Consider the following 3,041-nt stretch of genomic DNA (forward strand, 5'->3'; position numbering starts at 1 on the left):
CATCTCGACGCGATCGGCTATCGCGGCTGGATCGGCTGCGAATACAAGCCGCGCACCACGACGCTGGAAGGGCTGTCGTGGCATGCGATGCATACGTTCGAGACCTAGGACACGGCTCCTTGAAATCGAGCATCGTGGGACGGGTTGAGCGAAGCGATACCCATCGTTTAGCGCGGCAGATGCGGCGGCATGATGGGTATCGCTTCGCTCAGCCCATCCTACGGCAGGAAGCACGTGTAGCCCCGGTGAGCGCAGCGACGCGCGGGATTGTTTCTTCGCATGTCGCTGCGCTCGTGCGGGCTACTTGTTCATGCGAGAGCTGGGCCGCGGGTCGGTCGTTCATAAAACTGACGTCTAATGCTCTTATCGACGGCCGTTTCCCAGGAAGTGAAGCCTGTCCCATGCACGACCGCCGCACCCCTCCCAAACTCGCAGAGACCGTGATCCATCCGTCCGCAACCCTGCGCGAAGTGGAGGTCGGGGCCTGCTGCGAGGTGCTGGATCAGACCTACATCGAATACACGTCGCTGGGGGACTACAGCTATCTCGGGCCGAATTGCATGGTTGCCGACGCCCGCATCGGCAAGTTTTGTGCGATTGCCGCCTCGGTTCGCATCGGCGCACCCAACCATCCGATGGACCGCCCCTCGCAGCATCGTTTCACCTATTGTCCCGAGTACTACAGTGCGGACGCGGTTCGCGATGCGGAGTTTTTCAATGACCGGCGCGCCGCTTTGGTCGCGATCGGCCACGATGTGTGGATCGGCCATGGCGTCATCGTTCTGCCGGGCGTGACGATTGGCAACGGCGCCGTCCTCGCTGCAGGCGCCGTCGTGACACGCGATGTCCCGCCTTACACCATCGTCGGCGGCGTGCCGGCGAAAGCGATCCGCTCACGCTTTCCGGACCAAGTCGCGGCGCGTCTCACGGGCATAGCCTGGTGGGATTGGCCGTTTGAGACGATCATTGAACGTCTGGCTGATTTTCAAAGCGACAATATTGAAGCGTTTTGCGAGAAGTGGACCTCGACCCAGGACTAGCCTTGCCATGGCTTCGAGCTCGGTCTGAAGTTCCGCCAATCCGGTCGAGTGCCCGGTCTTATTTGTGTCATGGCGACGCCTATCGTCGCGAGCAATCCGCCGACGATCAACTTTGGAGTCATGCGGTCGCCAAGGAACAACACGCTCGACATCAAGGCGAACACCGGAAGCAGCAGGCCGAAGGGGGCGACACGGCCCATGGAGCAACGGGCGATCAGCCAGAACCAAAGGCCAAACCCGGCAATTCCCCCAATGAAAATCGTGTAGGCGAGCGCCAGCCAACCACGTCCATCCGCCGTGACAAGGCTCGCCGATTGTCCATATTCAAGCAGCAACGACATCAACGCGACCTGCGGCACCGTGAGTAGCGACGACCAGCCCATCAACATCAGGGGATCAAAAGGCCCGTAGCGTTTCGTCAAGACGTTGGACACCGCGAATGCAAAGGCTGCCCCGACCACAAGCAGCAGCGGAAGCACGTTTGTCGACAGGCCGGGGCCCGCCGCCAACACGACCACGCCGACGAATGCAAGCACCACTCCGGCGGACGTGGCGAGTGACGGTCTCTCCGCGAGCAGCGGCCAGGCCAGCAGGATGGTGAAGGGCGTGGCGAGTTGATAGGCGACAGCCGACATGCTGCCCGAGCCGAGTCCAAGGCCAACATAGAACAGCCCGAAGTTCAGTCCGCCGAGGAAAATCGAAATAGCTGCGATAGGGCCGAACTGTTGACGCGTCGGCCTTTCGACAAATGGAACAAGCAACAGGGCGATGGCCAGGAAGCGCAGGGCGAGGAAGAAGAGCGGCGGAAACTCCGTCACCCCCACTTTGATGGCCACGAACTGATAACCCCAAAACAGGGGAACGGCCACCGCGCAGAGGATCTGGATGGCATTCATGGCATTCTCAATTTAAAGACCAATCAGTCTAAATATCGACGTGCTCTTGCCCGAGGCGGCCATGGGGCTCTTTACCTGATGAAGCGGTCGAGAAGCGCGTCGGCGGTGGCTTGCGATGTGATCCGTGCCGGTGCCGTTTTGCCGACTACGCGTAGCCCTTCGACGAAACAGACGAGAATTTTGGCAGCACTTGAAGGCTCGACGCCATCGGCCAGCTTGCCCGCCGTCTTCGCCCGGAAAAGTATATCCGCCAACCTGGCCTCCATGGCTTTGAAAAAGCTGGCGATGCGGCGGCCGACGTCAGCATCCTGGCCAGCCAGCTCCATGGCCGTAGCCGCCAGCAGGCATCCGCCCCGGCCCTTGGCACCGCTGGTGCGGTCAACGTAGCCGGCAAGGTAGGCCCGTAGGCCCTCGATCGGCTCTCTTTGGAGGCCGAGTTCGGAATCCATCCGTGCCAGGGCATCGGCAATGTAGCGATCGAGCGCACGCAGGAACAGCGAGTGCTTGTCGCCGAAAGCGGCGTAAAGGCTGCCACGCGAAAGCCTCGTCGCACGAAGCAGGTCTGGCAGCGCCGTGGCGTGATAGCCGCGCGACCAGAACACGCCCATCGCGCGTTCGACTGCGGCTTCCACGTCGAAAGTTCGGGGGCGGCCACGCGGCAACTGCACTGGGGTCTGGCGGCTCATTGCCGATATATAAACCAATCGGTCTTTAAATGGCAACGCCGATGTTTCGTCATTGTCATGGCCGGGCTTGTCACGGACATCCGCGTCCTTGCCAGCGGCGGGGCTTTTTCTCAGACTGCTTGCGGCCGGACGCGCCGGACCAACCAGTCGAGCAGGGCGGCCGCGGCGAAGCCGGCGCAGGCCGTCAGCGCATCGACCATGAAATCCTCCAGCCGTGCATGGCGTCCTGGGGCCCAGAATTGCGCGATCTCGAGCGCGCCGGTCAGCACGACGGCGATCGCGGCTGCCAGCACGCGATGCTGACGGTAGGCGAGGCCGAAGGCGAGGCCCAACAGCACGAAAGCCAGCGCATGCTCGCCGTCCTGGCCAAGATGGGCATGCGGACGGTAGCGGGGTGGGCCCAGCGTCGCAAAGGTCAC

General features: G+C 62.2%; 4 protein-coding genes and 1 pseudogene. 2 read left to right on the forward strand and 3 right to left on the reverse strand.

All coding sequences use genetic code 11. The annotated features are described in order from the left end of the window. Together WA702_RS19380 and WA702_RS19385 are read left to right on the forward strand one after the other, a co-directional pair. Positions 1-108 (forward strand): annotated as a pseudogene (locus WA702_RS19380) (hydroxypyruvate isomerase); the annotation flags it as partial. 293 nt (positions 109-401) lie between these two features. Further along, positions 402-1,040, forward strand: coding sequence for a DapH/DapD/GlmU-related protein (locus WA702_RS19385; RefSeq protein ID WP_425112152.1), 639 nt, complete (start codon positions 402-404; stop codon positions 1,038-1,040). Here WA702_RS19385 and WA702_RS19390 read toward each other — a convergent pair. The 3 genes from WA702_RS19390 to WA702_RS19400 form a co-directional block, all read right to left on the reverse strand. Further along, the gene (locus tag WA702_RS19390) at positions 1,037-1,936 is read right to left on the reverse strand and encodes a DMT family transporter (protein WP_425112153.1); all 900 of its coding nucleotides are present in this window, start codon (positions 1,934-1,936) and stop codon (positions 1,037-1,039) included. The genes WA702_RS19385 and WA702_RS19390 overlap by 4 nt on opposite strands. 71 nt (positions 1,937-2,007) lie before the next feature. Continuing rightward, complete coding sequence (locus WA702_RS19395; protein ID WP_425112155.1) at positions 2,008-2,622, reverse strand: TetR/AcrR family transcriptional regulator; 615 nt, start codon at positions 2,620-2,622, stop codon at positions 2,008-2,010. Positions 2,623-2,732: 110 nt separating this feature from the next. Next, the coding region (locus WA702_RS19400) for a VanZ family protein (RefSeq protein WP_425112154.1) at positions 2,733-3,041 on the reverse strand (309 nt) is incomplete at its 5' end.

Origin of the sequence: Bradyrhizobium sp., from assembly GCF_049798375.1 — a bacterium.
Lineage (GTDB): Bacteria > Pseudomonadota > Alphaproteobacteria > Rhizobiales > Xanthobacteraceae > Bradyrhizobium.